The following is a 16,149-nucleotide window of genomic DNA, read 5'->3' as shown; positions in this document are numbered from 1 at the left end:
TCCACTAAGGATAGCCAGGGTAGACCGCAGACATAAAAAAAGCCGCAACATTGTGCGGCTTTTAGGATTAATGAAACGCCTTAGGCGTAACCGTAGCTCATCAGTCGCTGATAACGACGGTTGAGCAGGTCTTCTTTGCTCAGCACATCAAGATCGGCCAGATCGGCCAGCAGCTGTGCTTTCAACGATGCGGCCATTGCTTCCGGATTGCGGTGCGCGCCACCCAGCGGCTCCGGGATCACGGTGTCGATCAGCTTCAGCTCTTTCAGACGCGGGGCGATAATACCCATCGCTTCTGCCGCCAGCGGCGCCTTATCAGCGCTCTTCCACAGAATAGAGGCGCAACCTTCTGGTGAGATAACGGAATAGGTGCTGTACTGCAGCATATTCACTTTATCACCCACACCAATCGCCAGCGCACCGCCGGAGCCACCTTCACCGATAACGGTGCAGATAACCGGCACGTTCAGGCGAGACATTTCACGCAGGTTGCGGGCAATGGCTTCAGACTGGCCGCGCTCTTCGGCGCCCACACCTGGATACGCGCCCGGGGTGTCGATAAAGGTGATGATGGGCATGTTGAAACGCTCAGCCATCTCCATCAGACGCAGGGCTTTACGGTAGCCTTCTGGTGCAGGCATACCGAAGTTACGACGGATTTTCTCTTTCGTTTCACGGCCTTTCTGATGACCAATGATCATCACCGGGCGACCGTCGAGACGTGCGATACCGCCCACAATGGCTTTATCGTCCGCGTAGGCGCGATCGCCTGCCAGCTCGTCAAACTCATCAAACGCCAGGCGGAGATAATCCAGGGTGTACGGACGCTGAGGATGGCGTGCCAGCTGGGCAACCTGCCATGCGCCGAGATCGGCAAAGATTTTGCGCGTCAGTTCTACGCTTTTTTCACGCAGACGATGCACTTCTTCGTCGATGTTAATATCCAGTTTTTCATCCTGACGGCTAACCGCGGTCAGAGAATCGATTTTCGCTTCCAGCTCTGCAATCGGCTGTTCGAAATCAAGGAAATTCAGACTCATAGTATTCCTGTATTAGTCAAACTCTAGTTCCACCTGCTCCGAACCAATGAGGCCGCGGAGATCGTTTAATAAACGATCGCTCGGAGAGACACGCCACGTTGCGCCAAAGCGCAGTCGTGCGCGCGCATCCGCCCTCTGATAGTAGAGATGTACTGGAATTGTCCCCGAGCGGTGGGGTTCCAGAGACTGACGGAGTCGGTTTAAAAGCTGGTCATCAATTTGCCTGTCCGTCAGCGAGATAGCAAGCCCGCGAGCATATTTTTCCCGGGCTTCGTCAATGTCCATCACTTCGCGGGCGGTCATTTTAAGCCCCCCACTGAAGTCATCAAAGCTGACCTGTCCGCTGACGATAAGTATGCGGTCTTTTTCCAGCAATTGCTGGTATTTATCCAGCGCGTCGGTGAATAACATCACCTCCAGTCGCCCGGAACGGTCATCCAGCGTACAGATGCCAATACGATTGCCGCGCTTGGTGACCATTACCCTTGCAGCAATCACGAGCCCCGCAGCCGTGGTAATTTTACCACGTTCTGTCGGATGCATGTCTTTCAGGCGGTAGCCTCCGACATAGCGCTCAATTTCTTTAATGTACTGGTTGATCGGGTGTCCCGTCAGGTACAAGCCTAACGTTTCACGTTCCCCATCCAGCACCACCTGCTCTGGCCACGGCTGGCAGTTGGCGTAAGACTGCTCAATCTGTTCTGGCTCTTCGGCCAGCACGCCGAACATATCTGCCTGGCCAATAGCTTCCGCTTTTGCATGCTGATCGGCGGCCTTCAGAGCATCGCCTAGCGAGTTCATCAGTGCGGCGCGGTGCGGCCCCAGTCTGTCAAACGCGCCGGACATGATCAATTTTTCAAGCACGCGACGGTTAAGCTTTTTCGTATCAGTTCGGGCGCACAGATCAAACAGCTCGCGGAAATAACCGCCCTCGTTGCGGGCGTCGATGATCGCTTCGATAGGACCTTCACCTACCCCTTTGATCGCGCCAATGCCGTACACTATCTCCCCGTCGTCGTTAACGTGGAAATGGTACAGGCCCGAGTTGATATCCGGCGGCAGGATCTTTAACCCCATACGCCAGCATTCGTCTACCAGGCCAACCACCTTCTCGGTGTTGTCCATATCGGCCGTCATGACCGCAGCCATAAACTCCGCGGGATAGTGCGCCTTTAGCCACAGCGTTTGATACGAGACCAAAGCATAGGCCGCAGAGTGCGATTTGTTAAATCCATAACCGGCGAATTTCTCTACCAGGTCGAAGATTTTCATCGCCAGTTCGCCGTCGATGCCGTTCTTTTTCGCGCCGTCTTCAAAGATAGAACGCTGCTTGGCCATCTCTTCCGGCTTTTTCTTACCCATCGCACGACGCAGCATGTCCGCGCCGCCGAGGGTGTACCCGGAGAGAACCTGGGCTATCTGCATCACCTGTTCCTGATACAGGATGATGCCGTAGGTCGGCTCCAGTACTGGCTTCAGGCTCTCATGCTGCCACTGGACGTCCGGATACGAGAGCTCTTCACGGCCGTGTTTACGGTCAATAAAGTTATCTACCATGCCGGACTGTAGCGGCCCCGGACGGAACAGGGCCACCAGTGCGATCATATCTTCGAAGCAGTCAGGCTGCAGACGTTTGATCAGATCTTTCATGCCGCGGGATTCAAGCTGGAAGACCGCTGTAGTCTCCGAGCGCTGCAGCATATCGAAACTTTTCTTGTCGTCGAGCGGGATGGCGGCGATGTCAATCGGCTCCAGTCCCTGCTTTGCCCGACGTGGGTTGATCATTTTCAACGCCCAGTCGATGATAGTGAGCGTTCGCAGACCCAGGAAGTCAAACTTCACCAGGCCCGCGTATTCTACGTCGTTCTTGTCGAACTGCGTGACCGGGTGAGAGCCCGTTTCATCGCAATACAGCGGCGCAAAATCGGTAATTTTAGTTGGTGCGATAACCACGCCACCGGCGTGCTTACCGGCGTTACGTGTTACGCCTTCAAGCTTACGCGCCATGTCGATCAGCGCTTTAACCTCTTCGTCGGCCTCGTAAATTTCCGGCAGCTGCGGCTCGGCTTCAAAGGCTTTCGCCAGGGTCATACCGGGATCAGGCGGCACCAGCTTTGAGATGCGGTCGACGAAGCCATAAGGGTGCCCCAGCACGCGGCCAACGTCGCGGATAACCGCTTTCGCCGCCATAGTACCGAAGGTAATGATCTGGGATACCGCATCACGGCCATACATATCCGCAACGTGTTCAATGACCTGGTCGCGCTTCTCCATGCAGAAGTCGACGTCGAAGTCAGGCATCGAGACACGTTCCGGGTTAAGGAAACGTTCGAACAGCAGGTCAAATTCCAGCGGGTCGAGATCGGTAATTTTTAGCGCGTAGGCGACTAATGAGCCCGCACCAGAGCCACGGCCCGGCCCAACCGGCACGCCGTTATCCTTCGACCACTGGATAAACTCCATTACGATAAGGAAGTATCCAGGGAAGCCCATCTGGTTAATAACCTGAAGCTCGATATCCAGGCGTTCGTCATATTCAGGACGCTTTTCTGCCCGAACCGCCGGATCGGGGAAGAGGAATTCGAGACGCTCTTCCAGCCCCTCTTTCGATTTCATGACCAGGAAATCTTCGGTGGTCATATCCCCGGTCGGGAACTGCGGCAGGAAATACTCGCCCAGGCGTACCGTGACGTTACAACGTTTTGCTATCTCAACGCTGTTTTCTAGCGCTTCGGGGATATCGGAGAAGAGTTCACACATCTCCTCTTCGCTGCGCATGTACTGTTGTGCAGAGTAGTTGCGCGGGCGCTTGGGGTCGTCGAGCGTAAAACCGTCATGAATGGCGACGCGAATTTCATGCGCATCAAAGTCGTCAGCGTTAATAAAGCGAACGTCATTGGTTGCGACCACCGGCAAACCGTGCGCTTCAGCAAGCGCAACCGCCGCATGAAGGTAGCTCTCTTCATCAGGACGACCGGTACGAATAAGCTCCAGGTAAAAACGGTCCGGGAAATGCGTCTGATAAAAGTCGACACACTGCTCGACCAGCGCGCTGTTACCACGCATCAGGCATTTACCTAAGTCACCCATGCGTCCGCCGGAGATCAGCAGTAGCCCTTCATTTAGTTCGGCCAGCCACTCTCTGTCGATCCAGGGGCCCAGCGCGCCGTAGCCACGCTGATAGGCGCGGGAAATTAACAACGTCAGGTTCTGATAACCGGTATTGTTCATCGCCAGGACGGAGATTTGGGTCATCTCATCAGCGAGCAGTTCGCTCTGAACGTGGAAATCCGCCCCGATGATCGGTTTCATCCCGGCGCCGTGCGCTGCCCCGTAGAACTTCACCAGACCACACAGGTTAGTAAAATCGGTGATCGCCAGCGCAGGCATGCCGAGTGCAGCCGCCTTTTTTACCAGCGGCCCGGTTTTCGCCAGCCCATCAATCATGGAGTAGTCGCTGTGCACCCGCAGGTGTACGAAACGTGGTTCAGCCATCTTCAGATTCCGCGTTACTTAATTGCTTGCGTCTTGATTCAGGACACCTGTCCCATCGCGCGTTTCACCGGCCCAAAACTGCGGCGGTGATGTTCCGTTGCGCCATGTTCTGCCAGCCTTTCCAGATGGAAAGCGGTAGGATACCCCTTGTGCTGGCCGAAGCCGTACTGGGGAAATGTGAGATCCAGCGCGGCCATCTCGGCATCGCGAGTGACCTTAGCAAGAATGGAGGCCGCACTGATTTCCGCGACACGGCTGTCGCCTTTCACCACCGCCAGGGAGGGCATTGGCAATGCCGGACAGCGATTACCATCAATCAGCACATATTCCGGCACAATTGCCAGCCCCGCCACCGCGCGCTGCATCGCCAGCATGGTGGCATGGAGAATATTCAGCTCGTCAATTTCATGTGGCTCTGCGCGCCCGAGGCTCCAGGCCAGCGCCTTCTCTTTGATCTCATCGTATAACGCCAGGCGACGTTTTTCTGAGAGCTTTTTTGAATCGTTTAGCCCGACAATGGGGCGAGCCGGATCGAGAATAACGGCAGCAGTCACCACCGCCCCTACCAGCGGCCCACGACCGACTTCATCCACACCCGCCACCAGGTGCGTGTGTGGATAGATAAATTCCATCATTTTGCTAACTCCAGCACCGCATCTGCCGCTTGCTCATCGGCATTACAGCGGATCTGCTGATGCAGTTCGCGGAAGGTATCGTGCATCTCATGACTGGTTTTGCCATTGGCCAGCAACGGCAGTAGCGCCTCGGCAAGCTGCTGCGGTTGACACTCATCCTGCAGCAACTCTTTAACCAGCTCGCGCCTGGCGAGCAGGTTTGGCAACGAAACATAGTCCGTTTTCACCAGACGTTTCGCCAGCCAGAAGGTGAACGGTTTCATGCGATAGCCAACCACCATCGGGCATTTGGCCAGCATGCACTCCAGCGCTGCCGTTCCTGAAGCGAGCAGCGCGGCATCGCTTGCCACCATTGCTTCCCGCCCTTTACCGTCCAGCAGGCGGACATGCAGTTCTGGCGCAACTTCCGCTTTGTTGCGTTCAAATTGCTCGCGCCGTTTCGCATTGACCAGCGGCACGACCACTTCCAGATCGGGGTAGGTTTGGCGGAGGATCTGCGCCGTTTTCAGGAAATCGGCGCTGAGCATCTCCACTTCCGCACTACGACTGCCGGGCAGCAGAGCCAGGCAATGTACGTCGTGTGGAATACCTAATACATCACGTGCGGCGTTTTTATCGGGATCCAGCGGCATGGCATCGGCCATGGTGTGGCCGATAAAGCGACACGGAACATTGAATTTGTCGTAAAACGCTTTTTCGAAAGGCAGGAAGGCCAGTACCAGATTAGTCGATCTGCCTATTTTGAAAACGCGTTTCTGTCGCCACGCCCAGACGGACGGACTGACATAATGAATGGTTTTAATGCCCTTCTTTTTCAAATTCCCTTCAAGGGTAATATTGAAATCGGGCGCGTCGATACCGACAAACACATCGGGCTCGAGTTCGGTAAAACGACGAGTAAGATCGGCACGAATGTGCAGCAGACGACGCAGGCGACCCAGCACTTCAACAATGCCCATCACCGCGAGCTCTTCCATTTCGTACCAGGCTTCACAGCCTTCGGCCTGCATCAGCGGACCAGCCACCCCCACAAAGCGGGCGTTGGGTACGCGGGCTTTGAGCGCGCGAATAAGGCCGGCACCAAGAATATCGCCGGAGGTTTCTCCGGCGACCAGGGCTATCGTAAGCGGGCGGTTATCAACCATTAACGAATCAGGCCGCGGGTTGAGCGTTCAAAGAACTCGGTGAACGCCTTCACCTCAGGGTACTGTTCCGCCAGGGCAGAAACTTCCGGCTTAGCCTCTTCCAGCGTTTTACCGCTACGGTACATAATTTTGTACGCATTGCGGATCGCGGTAATGGCTTCGCGCGTAAAGCCACGACGCTTCAGACCTTCGATATTGACGCCAAACGGCGTTGCGTGGTTGCCCTGCGCAATCACATACGGCGGGACATCTTGCGCCACACCGGAGCAGCCGCCGACCATCACGTGTGCACCAATGATGCAGAACTGATGGACTGCGGTCATACCACCAATGATTGCGAAATCGTCAACCGATACGTGTCCCGCCAGCGTTGCATTGTTGGCGAGGATGCAGCGGTTGCCTACCGTACAATCGTGCGCAATATGCGCATTGACCATAAAGAGGTTATCGCTGCCCACCTTCGTCAATCCACCACCCTGAGTTGTGCCACGATGAATGGTGACGCTTTCGCGAATGCGGTTACGATCGCCGATTTCCACACGGGTCGGCTCACCAGCATATTTAAGATCCTGATTAGCTTCACCGATGGAGGCGAACTGATAAATCTCATTATCGCGTCCAATGATCGTATGACCATTAACGACAATATGAGATTTCAGTACGGTACCCTCACCAATTTCGACATGGGGTCCAACAATACAGAACGGGCCAATATGGACATTGGCACCAATAACGGCACCCTCTTCCACAATGGCGGTTGGATGAATAAAGGCGGATTTATCAATCACGTATCAGGCCTCCCGGCTACGCGCACACATCATGGTAGCTTCGCAAACAACTTTGCCGTCAACCAGAGCAACACCTTTGAAGCGAGTCAGGCCGCGACGCGTTTTCTCAAAAGTCACTTCCATGATCATCTGATCACCTGGTACGACTGGGCGCTTAAAGCGCGCTTCATCAATACCAGCGAAGTAATACAATTCACCCGGCTCCAGTTTACCCACGCTTTTAAACGCCAGAATACCGGTTGCCTGAGCCATTGCTTCCAGGATCAATACACCCGGGAAGATAGGCTTACCAGGGAAATGCCCCTGGAAGAATGGCTCATTTACGGAGACATTTTTCACTGCGCGCAGAAAACGACCTTCTTCAAAATCCAGCACACGGTCTACCAGTAAGAACGGGTAGCGGTGAGGCAGAAGCTCTAAAATCTCTTCAATATGCAGAGTATGAGTGTCAGTAGTCAAAATACTCTTCCTGTCTAAAAATTCTGAATAGCAATAATAACACGGCCTGCCGGTTTAAAAGAAAGCCGACAGGCCGGGAAGTTTGCGTTAAATGAATGAACGCTTAGTCTTGTTGATCGAATTTGCGCTCAATAGCCTTGAGGCGCTTGCTCATATCATCAATATTCATCACCAGAGCAGCTGTTTTACGCCACACCTTATTAGGTTGCAGCGGAATGCCTGAGGAATATACGCCCGGCTCGGTGATAGGACGCATAACCATACCCATCCCGGTCACCGTCACTTTGTCGCATATTTCCATATGCCCGTTAATGACGCTGGCACCGCCAATCATACAGTAACGGCCAATCTTCAGGCTGCCAGCCATAATCACGCCACCAGCAACGGCAGTATTGTCGCCAATCACTACATTATGTGCAATCTGGCATTGATTATCGATGATAACACCATTACCGATTATCGTGTCATCCAGCGCGCCACGGTCGATTGTGGTGCATGCGCCAATTTCAACGCGATCGCCGATGATCACGCGCCCCAACTGCGGGATCTTCACCCAGTTGCCGCGATCGTTGGCATAACCGAACCCATCCGAACCGATAACGGTGCTGGACTGGATCAGGCAGTTTTCGCCAATTTCAATCTCATGGTAAACCGAGACGTTGGCCCACAAGCGAGAACCTGCGCCAATTTTGGTTTTTTTACCTACGAAGCAACCCGCGCCGATGACCACGTTATCGCCCAGCACAACGTCTGATTCAATAACCGCATTCGGGCCGATAGAAACGTTATTACCCAGCTGCGCCGTCGGGTCAATCACCGCACTGGGTGCGATGTTATGCGCTGGCTGCGGCGTGGTATCAAGAATTTGTGCCATACGGGCATACGTCAGGTAGGGGTTTTTTACTACCAGCGCGCTTCCGGAGGCAAAAGGCAGATCGTCCATCGTCAGCACGACAGCAGACGCCTGGCATTGAGCCAGATGTTCACGGTATTTAGGACTTACCATGAAAGTGATATTGCCTGCTTTAGCGGATTGCATGGACGCAACAGCGGTGATGACGATATCGCCATCACCGTGTAATTCTGCATCCAACTGCTGAGCTAAATCAGCCAGTCGAATTGAAGGCATTACTTATTTAACCTGTTTCAGTACATCAGCGGTGATGTCTTTTACATCGCTGCTGTTAAAGGCAACGGCGTTAGCATCTACAACCAGATCGATGCTCTGATCGGCAGCAACGCTTTTCACAGCTGACTGGATACGGGTAACCAGTTTGCCACGTTCTTCGTTAGAGCGACGTTGACGATCTTGCTCGAAAGCCTGTGCTTTCTGAGAGAAGGTCTGGCGCTGAGCCATTACGTCTTTCTCCATCTTGCTGCGCTCGCTTGCTTTCATGGTAGAACCATCACGCTGCAGACGCTGCATTTTAGATTGCAGATCGTTTTCCATGCGCTGAAGTTCGCCAGCACGGCCTTTGAACTCGTTCTCCAGTGTTGCAGAAACACCGGTTTTCTGCGCAACCTGCTGGAACAGGTTACCCATGTTCACGATTGCAATTTTGTCCGCTGCCTGAGCAGAGGTAGCCATCGCTAAACCGAGGCCTGCAGCTAATAACCACTTTTTCACAATTAACTCCTTACCATCCCATTGGCACCCGAAGGTACCGTTCTTTGCGTGGCAAGGCGATCATGCGATCGCCAGTTGTCAGCGCTACACTGCCATCACATTCCTTTGCTGCGGATAATTACCAGGTTTTACCAATGTTAAACTGGAATTGTTCCGCTTTGTCTCCATCGTATTTCTTAAACGGCTGGGCGTAGGAGAAGACCAACGGCCCCAGCGGTGACATCCATTGTAATGCGATACCTGCAGACATGCGAATGTTGCCTGGATCGCTATAGTCTGGAACACCTGCCGCACGCATCTGAGCCGTGTTATCCCAGTTGGTATCCCATACGGTACCCGCATCCCAGAAGAAGGAAGTACGTACGGAGTTAGCATACTTGTCGCTGATAAACGGTGTAGGTGTAATGAACTCCAGGCTGGCGACAGCCATTGCGTTACCGCCCACTGCGTCATCGGAACTACAGACTTCGCTTGAGGAGCTCTTCGCGCAGTTATCTTCGTCATTACCGCCGTAGTAGACCGCTTTCGGACCAATGTTATTGGACTGGAAGCCACGTACGGTGCTGGAACCACCTGCATAGAAGTTTTCGTAGAATGGCAGCTCTTTGCCACTCAACCCATCACCGTAACCCCAGCGGGTACGACCCAGGACAACCCATTTATGATCGTCGTCGATTGGGAAGTAGGACGCGGTATCCAGCGTTACTTTGTAGAACTCGTTATCGGAACCTGGGATAGTTACTTTACCGTTCAGGTTGACACGTGAACCTTCCGTCGGGAAGAAACCACGGTCAAGGCGGTTATATGTCCACCCGTAGTTGAAGGTGAAGTCATCCGCAGCAAAGCCATTGTCATCGCTGGAAGTGCTTGCAGACTGTCCGATAGAGTCCAGATAACGCCACATCGCCACCTGCGGCTGCATGTTGGACAGGTCGTTATGTACGTAACCTAAACCTGCACGCAGGGTGTTGTATTCGTTAATCGGGAAGCCGAGTGTTCCATCCAGACCATAACTTTTGTTGGTATAGGAGGACAGGTCGGCATCGTCAGCTTTAAAGTCGTTATAGAAAATACGACCACCGAGACTCACACCGTCAACGGTGAAGTACGGGTTAGTGACGGAGAACTCTGAGTAGGTCTGATAGTCATTCTTGGTACCGTTGATACCGACGGAATAACCCGTGCCCAGCCAGTTATCCTGCTGAACGCCCACCTGGAAGCTCACGCCACTTTCCGTACCGTAGCCAACACCGAAGTTGAAGCTACCGGTGTTACGCTCTTTAACCTTATAAACCACGTCGACCTGATCCGGACGGCCAGGCACGCGTTGGGTATCGGTATCGACTGTTTCAAAGTAGCCCAGACGGTTCAGACGCTCTTTACCCTGGTCAACCAAATCGCTGCCAAGCCAGGCCCCTTCCATCTGACGCATTTCGCGACGCAGAACGGCGTCTTTGGAGGTGTCGTTCCCTTCAAAACGGATCTTACGCACGTAGAAACGGTTACCTGCATCGACATTCACGTGCAGCTTAACGGTTTTATCCGTGTCGTTGATTTCTGGCTGGGTCTGAACGCGTGGGTAAGCGTAACCATAACGGCCGAGCAGCTTTTTAATGCCGTCTTCCATTTTGGTGACTTTCGCACCGCTATACAGTTCACCCGGCTGCAGTTTGGTCAGGCTCTCGATCTCAGCAGAATGGCCGGCGAGGTTACCGCTCACTTCAACACCAGAAAGCGTATATTTATCGCCTTCAGTAATGTTAACGGTAATGTAGATGCCTTTCTTGTCCGGAGTCAGACTCACTTGCGTTGAGTCGATATTGAAACGGGCATAGCCGCGGTCCAGATAGTAACTACGCAGGGTTTCAAGGTCGCCCGCCAGTTTCTGTTTCTGGTATTTGCGATCGCCTACCACGTTCCACCACGGCACTTCGTCGCGCAGCTGGAAAGTGGAGATCAGTTCATCGGTGCTGAACGCATGGTTGCCCACGATGTTGATCTGCTGGATTTTCGCGGACACCCCTTCCTGGAAGACAAGCTTCAGGTCAACGCGGTTACGCGGCAGCGGGGTCACAACGGCTTTTACGCTCGCGCTGTATTTACCCACGCTGTAGTAGAAATCTTCCAGCCCTTTTTCGATATCGGAGAGGGTAGTTCGGTCCAGGGATTCACCGACACGCACGCCAGACGCTTCAAGGTTCTGCTTGAGCATATCGTCTTTCACCGACTTGTTGCCGGAGAAGGTGATGCTGGCAATCGTCGGGCGTTCCTTCACCTGAACCAGTAAAGTATCACCATCGCGCAGGACGCGGACGTCCTCGAAGTTGCCAGTGGCAAACAACGCGCGAATGGTATTACTGATGTCTTCATCATTAACCGTGTCGCCTTGGCGCACTGGCATACTGAGGAGGGCCGCACCAACGGCGACACGCTGAAGACCTTCGAAATGAATATCCTTCACTACGAACCCTTCAGCACCGTATACGGTGGCGCTGCTAAACAGCAGCGACGCTATGAGCAACTTTTTCATCGCCATCGTTATTATGCGTTCTTCCTAACTATCTCTATTACAACCGAGAAAAATCATTGAAAAGTGCAAGCCCCATTAACAGCACCAGCAAAATCGAGCCAATGCGATAACTAAAGTCTTGAACTCGCTCGGACACCGGCCCGCCTTTTAGCTTCTCAATCGCTAAAAACAGCAGATGCCCCCCGTCTAACACCGGAAGTGGGAACAGGTTGATTATCCCGAGGTTCACGCTAATGAGCGCAAGAAACATCAGGTAGTAAATCACCCCGAACTCTGCTGACATCCCAGCCCCCTGAGCGATCGAAATCGGCCCACTGAGGTTGTTCAGTTTTACGTCACCAGTAATCAATTTCCCCAGCATTTGAACCGTCAGCTTCATCATTTGCCATGTTTTATCCGTGGCTTCAAGAATGGCGCTGAACGGCCCATACTGGCGTATTGTCTTGTACTCATCAGGCAGCGGGATCACTTTTGGCACCACGCCAGCAAACCCCTCAGCCTTTCCGCCACCCGATTTAGTATCCGGGATAAGCGTTAAGGAGAGCGGACTCCCCTGCCTTTCAACCTCCAGCGCCAACGGCGTACCTGGATTATCGCGCACCAGATTAACAAAGGTCATCCACTGCGTTAATGGCTGACCATCGACTTTAACGATCCTATCGCCCGCTTGCAAACCTGCTTTGCTTGCGGCGGACCCATCCTGTACTTCTGCAAGCACGGATTCAATCTGCGCACCGCGCGGACGGATACCCAATGCAGCAACGGGATCTTCTTTATCTGGTTCGAATGCCCAGTGGCGTAAATCCAGAACCTTATTCTGACGCTGGTTATCGCCAAAGTTTGCAACGCTTAGCGTGGTCTGCTCATCACCAATTTTGGCAACCAGCTGCAACCGCACCGCATCCCAATCAGGGGTTTCGATACCATCAATCGCTTTAAGTTCCATGCCTGGGGCAATTTGCGCGCTCGCCGCGATGGAGTTGGGAGTTATTTCACCAACAACCGGACGAACACCAGGGACACCGATGATAAACACCAGCCAGTAGGCGAAAGCGGCGAAGATAAAGTTTGCTACCGGACCGGCAGCGATGATGGCGGCGCGCTGGCCGACAGATTTGGTATTGAACGCGTAGTGGCGCATTTCGGGTGCGACCGGCTCTACGCGCTCATCAAGCATTTTAACGTAACCCCCGAGCGGAATAAGGGCGATTACAAATTCTGTTCCCTGGCGATCGGTACGGCGCCAGAGAGCCTTACCAAAGCCGATAGAGAAACGCTCTACCCGCACGCCACAGCGCCGAGCAACCCAGAAATGGCCAAATTCATGCACGGTAATTAACACACCCAGTGCAACGATGAATGCCGCCAGATTCCAGAGAATGCTAAGCATAAAACCTTCCGTTAAATCGTTCCAAATACCAGCAAAAACAGGCAAGCAAACACCGGAACGGCTGCTGTCAGGCTGTCTATACGATCCAGGATACCACCGTGCCCCGGAATCAGATGGCCACTGTCTTTAATCCCTGCTTCACGCTTGAACATGCTCTCGGTTAAATCGCCCAGCACGGAGGCCAGAGCCGCAATAATAGAGCAAACCAGCAATGTTAGCGGAGCCACCTCGAGGTTGGCCCAAACGCCATATCCCCAGGAGATAATCGCTGCGGTAAACAGCCCGCCGATGAACCCCTGCCAGGTCTTACCCGGTGACACTTTTGGTGCCAGTTTATGTTTGCCAAACAGTTTACCAAACATATAGGCACCGGAGTCAGCCCCCCAGACGAGAATCATCACATAAAGCAACCAGATTGCGCCGCTGTAGTGGTTATCATCATAGTGCCAGGCTCGCAGCGCGAGCATTCCCCAAAAGAAGGGAACGATGGTGAAGAGCCCGAAAATCAGGCGCAGCGTTTTAGAGTTACGCCATAGCGCTGCCGACCCCGGATAGAAGAGCACCAGCAATAGCGCAGCCAGCCACCAGACCAGCGATAGCCACAGCGATCCCGCGACCAGAGGTTGATGGATATTATGATGATACTCCGGCAGCATAAACAGCATCAGCGCCAGAATCAGGCCGCAGAGTACCGCCAGCCATACCCGCTGTGAGCGCGAAGTAAAACCACTAAGTTGCCCCCATTCCCACGCTGCCAGCATACAGACAACCAGCGTAACAATGGCAAATCCCACCGGAGGCAATAGAAACAGCGCCACGATGACAATGGGTATTAAAACAAAAGCAGAAATCAGGCGATACTTCAGCAAAAGCTACCCCCATCAGGCGTCGTCGCCACCAGGCTCGGTGCCACCGAAGCGACGCTCTCGATTGGCAAAGGCATGCAGCGCACCTTCAAAGTCTTGTTCGTCAAAATCGGGCCAAAGAACATCTGTAAAGTAAAGTTCGGCATAGGCAATTTGCCAAAGCAAAAAGTTACTAATGCGATGTTCCCCCCCTGTCCTAATTACTAAATCCACGGGAGAAAGTTCACTCATGCAGATTTGCTTGCTCAGCGCCTCTTCATCAATCTGGTCAGGCCGTAATAGCCCTTCCTGAACTTGTTCAGCCAAATGCTGAACGCCCTGGATAATATCCCACCGTCCACCGTAATTCGCCGCGATATTCAGCGTCAGGCCGGTGTTTTGTCCGGTTAGCGCTTCCGCTTTACGAATGCGTTCTTGCAGACGTGCATTAAAACGACTGGTATCACCAATGACGCGCAGGCGAACATTGTGGCGGTGCAGGCTTTTTACTTCGCTGTCTAGCGCCCACACAAACAATTCCATCAACGCGCTTACTTCCTGCGCCGGTCGATTCCAGTTTTCACTGCTGAAAGCATAGAGCGTTAACGCATCAATGCCGTTATTGGCGGCAAAAGAAACGGCACGGCGCACAGATTTCGCCCCAGCTTTATGCCCAAAGGCTCGGATCTTCCCTTGTCTTTTCGCCCAGCGGCCATTGCCATCCATGATGATTGCTACATGGCGACAGCCATGTGCTGGCAAGTTTTCGCTCATTGGTTGATTCGCAGACAACATAACGCGTTTTTAGTCCCTGAAAGGATTTAACGGTACTCAGGAATACTGAAGCCTTTACGTAAAAAAGCCGTGTTCAACCACGGCTGCCCCAATCACGATAAGCCAAATACGTGCGATTGGGTGGCGCAGACTATATCACTGAAGCCTAACGCTAACAAATAGCATGACCACTAGTGGCTGGTTTATCACCAGCTTGCGAGGTGGGTCACCGCTTTTTGCGCCACTACCCTTGCTTGCGCATCTACGGCCAGCACATCATCGACACTTTGCGGTTCGCGTAAATCCATCGTTTCAAGCACCCGCTGATTTAATTCGGCAATATCCGTGAAGCGGATCTGTTGCGCTAAAAACGCGGCCACCGCGATTTCATTGGCGGCATTAAGCGCCGTCGTTGCGGCCTGGCCTTGATCAAAAGCCTCCATTGCCAGTTTAAGGCAAGGGTAGCGTTGGTAATCAGGCGCATTAAACGTTAACGAACTTAATTTGCAAAAATCGAGCGGCTTCACACCAGAGACTACGCGGTTTGGCCACGCCATCGTATGTGCGATAGGCGTACGCATATCCGGTTCGCCTAATTGCGCTAACACGCTGCCGTCCAGATAACGCACCATCGAGTGGATCACCGATTGCGGATGAATCAATACCTCCATCTGCTTTGCAGAGGCATTAAACAACCATCGGGCTTCAATGTATTCCAGACCTTTATTCATCATGGTGGCGGAATCGACGGAAATTTTACGTCCCATCGACCAGTTCGGATGACGGCAAGCCTGATCGGGCGTCATTGCGCTCAGATCGGACAAAGGCGTGTCGCGAAAAGGGCCACCAGACCCGGTAAGCAATATGGAGGAGACCCCATTTTGCTCCAGATCAGCGTACCCCAGGTTCTGTTGAAAAGGTTGCGGTAAACTCTGAAAAATCGCGTTATGTTCGCTATCCACCGGCAACAAGCTGGCGCCGTTCTGTTTTACCGCCTCCATGAACAACCGCCCACAGGTGACTAACGACTCTTTATTCGCCAGTAGAACCGTTTTACCGGCGTCAATTGCCGCAAGCGTAGGCAACAAGCCCGCCGCGCCCACAATCGCCGCCATAACCTGATCGACGTCATCCAGCGCTGCCATTTCGCACGCCGCCTGCTGGCCACTTAACACCTCAGTGCGGCTCCCCTGCTCTGACAGCAGCCGTTTCACTTGACGTGCGCTCTCGTCATCATCCATCACCGCATAGCGGGGTGTGAATTCCAGACACTGTTCCACCATGCGCGAGACGTTCTTCCCCGCCACCAGCGCAGTAACGCGGTAGTGTTCAGGATTATGGCGAACGACGTCGAGGGTGCTGCAACCAATGGAGCCGGTTGAGCCGAGAAGAGTTAATTGCTTCATGAGATGTCCGGAAAT

13 protein-coding genes are annotated in these 16,149 nt (G+C 53.4%); all 13 read right to left on the bottom strand.

Going from position 1 to position 16,149, the window contains the following annotated elements; genetic code table 11:
- Positions 1 to 80 precede the first annotated feature (80 nt).
- On the bottom strand, positions 81 to 1,040 hold the full coding sequence (gene accA / locus B3B59_RS07645; RefSeq protein WP_040077082.1) for an acetyl-CoA carboxylase carboxyl transferase subunit alpha: 960 nt from the start codon (positions 1,038 to 1,040) through the stop codon (positions 81 to 83).
- A gap of 12 nt (positions 1,041 to 1,052) precedes the next feature.
- A complete protein-coding gene (dnaE, locus tag B3B59_RS07640; protein ID WP_040077083.1) occupies positions 1,053 to 4,535 on the bottom strand; it encodes a DNA polymerase III subunit alpha in 3,483 nt (1,160 codons plus the stop codon).
- A gap of 38 nt (positions 4,536 to 4,573) precedes the next feature.
- Positions 4,574 to 5,170, bottom strand: coding sequence for a ribonuclease HII (gene rnhB / locus B3B59_RS07635; protein ID WP_212477168.1), 597 nt, complete (start codon positions 5,168 to 5,170; stop codon positions 4,574 to 4,576).
- Entirely contained in the window at positions 5,167 to 6,315 is a 1,149-nt protein-coding gene (gene lpxB, locus B3B59_RS07630; RefSeq protein ID WP_286808564.1) for a lipid-A-disaccharide synthase, read from the bottom strand. The genes rnhB and lpxB overlap by 4 nt, the downstream gene beginning before the upstream one ends.
- Positions 6,315 to 7,103 carry an acyl-ACP--UDP-N-acetylglucosamine O-acyltransferase gene (gene lpxA, locus B3B59_RS07625; protein WP_286783691.1) on the bottom strand — a complete coding sequence of 263 codons (789 nt, stop codon included), beginning with the start codon at positions 7,101 to 7,103 and terminating at the stop codon, positions 6,315 to 6,317. The genes lpxB and lpxA overlap by 1 nt, the downstream gene beginning before the upstream one ends.
- A 3-nt stretch (positions 7,104 to 7,106) precedes the next feature.
- A complete protein-coding gene (gene fabZ / locus B3B59_RS07620) occupies positions 7,107 to 7,562 on the bottom strand; it encodes a 3-hydroxyacyl-ACP dehydratase FabZ (protein ID WP_007373234.1) in 456 nt (151 codons plus the stop codon).
- Between the two features lie 103 nt (positions 7,563 to 7,665).
- Entirely contained in the window at positions 7,666 to 8,691 is a 1,026-nt protein-coding gene (lpxD, locus tag B3B59_RS07615; RefSeq protein WP_040077087.1) for a UDP-3-O-(3-hydroxymyristoyl)glucosamine N-acyltransferase, read from the bottom strand.
- 3 nt (positions 8,692 to 8,694) lie between these two features.
- On the bottom strand, positions 8,695 to 9,189 hold the full coding sequence (gene skp / locus B3B59_RS07610) for a molecular chaperone Skp (protein WP_286783692.1): 495 nt from the start codon (positions 9,187 to 9,189) through the stop codon (positions 8,695 to 8,697).
- A 118-nt stretch (positions 9,190 to 9,307) separates the two neighbouring features.
- On the bottom strand, positions 9,308 to 11,725 hold the full coding sequence (bamA, locus tag B3B59_RS07605) for an outer membrane protein assembly factor BamA (RefSeq protein ID WP_040077089.1): 2,418 nt from the start codon (positions 11,723 to 11,725) through the stop codon (positions 9,308 to 9,310).
- Between the two features lie 31 nt (positions 11,726 to 11,756).
- Positions 11,757 to 13,109, bottom strand: a complete 1,353-nt coding sequence (gene rseP / locus B3B59_RS07600) for a sigma E protease regulator RseP (RefSeq protein ID WP_040077090.1) — start codon at positions 13,107 to 13,109, stop codon at positions 11,757 to 11,759.
- Between the two features lie 11 nt (positions 13,110 to 13,120).
- A complete protein-coding gene (gene cdsA, locus B3B59_RS07595) occupies positions 13,121 to 13,978 on the bottom strand; it encodes a phosphatidate cytidylyltransferase (RefSeq protein WP_286808562.1) in 858 nt (285 codons plus the stop codon).
- 12 nt (positions 13,979 to 13,990) lie between these two features.
- A complete protein-coding gene (ispU, locus tag B3B59_RS07590; RefSeq protein ID WP_040077092.1) occupies positions 13,991 to 14,749 on the bottom strand; it encodes a (2E,6E)-farnesyl-diphosphate-specific ditrans,polycis-undecaprenyl-diphosphate synthase in 759 nt (252 codons plus the stop codon).
- A gap of 185 nt (positions 14,750 to 14,934) precedes the next feature.
- The gene (gene ispC / locus B3B59_RS07585) at positions 14,935 to 16,134 is read right to left on the bottom strand and encodes a 1-deoxy-D-xylulose-5-phosphate reductoisomerase (protein WP_233802025.1); all 1,200 of its coding nucleotides are present in this window, start codon (positions 16,132 to 16,134) and stop codon (positions 14,935 to 14,937) included.
- Positions 16,135 to 16,149: the final 15 nt, after the last annotated feature.

Origin of the sequence: Leclercia sp. UBA2479 (assembly GCF_002341985.1) — a bacterium.
GTDB classification, from domain to species: Bacteria; Pseudomonadota; Gammaproteobacteria; order Enterobacterales; family Enterobacteriaceae; genus Enterobacter; species Enterobacter pneumoniae.
The sequence above is the reverse complement of the archived record's forward strand: the minus strand, read 5'-3'. Positions and strand labels throughout refer to the sequence as shown.

Excerpts from the sequence above, each read along its gene's own strand:
- ispU (WP_040077092.1), bottom strand. The coding sequence starts at position 14,749 with ATGTTGTCTGCGAATCAACCAATGAGCGAAAACTTGCCAGCACATGGC.
- dnaE (WP_040077083.1), bottom strand. The coding sequence starts at position 4,535 with ATGGCTGAACCACGTTTCGTACACCTGCGGGTGCACAGCGACTACTCC.
- accA (WP_040077082.1), bottom strand. The coding sequence starts at position 1,040 with ATGAGTCTGAATTTCCTTGATTTCGAACAGCCGATTGCAGAGCTGGAA.
- rnhB (WP_212477168.1), bottom strand. The coding sequence starts at position 5,170 with ATGATGGAATTTATCTATCCACACACGCACCTGGTGGCGGGTGTGGAT.
- rseP (WP_040077090.1), bottom strand. The coding sequence starts at position 13,109 with ATGCTTAGCATTCTCTGGAATCTGGCGGCATTCATCGTTGCACTGGGT.
- lpxD (WP_040077087.1), bottom strand. The coding sequence starts at position 8,691 with ATGCCTTCAATTCGACTGGCTGATTTAGCTCAGCAGTTGGATGCAGAA.
- bamA (WP_040077089.1), bottom strand. The coding sequence starts at position 11,725 with ATGGCGATGAAAAAGTTGCTCATAGCGTCGCTGCTGTTTAGCAGCGCC.
- ispC (WP_233802025.1), bottom strand. The coding sequence starts at position 16,134 with ATGAAGCAATTAACTCTTCTCGGCTCAACCGGCTCCATTGGTTGCAGC.
- lpxB (WP_286808564.1), bottom strand. The coding sequence starts at position 6,315 with ATGGTTGATAACCGCCCGCTTACGATAGCCCTGGTCGCCGGAGAAACC.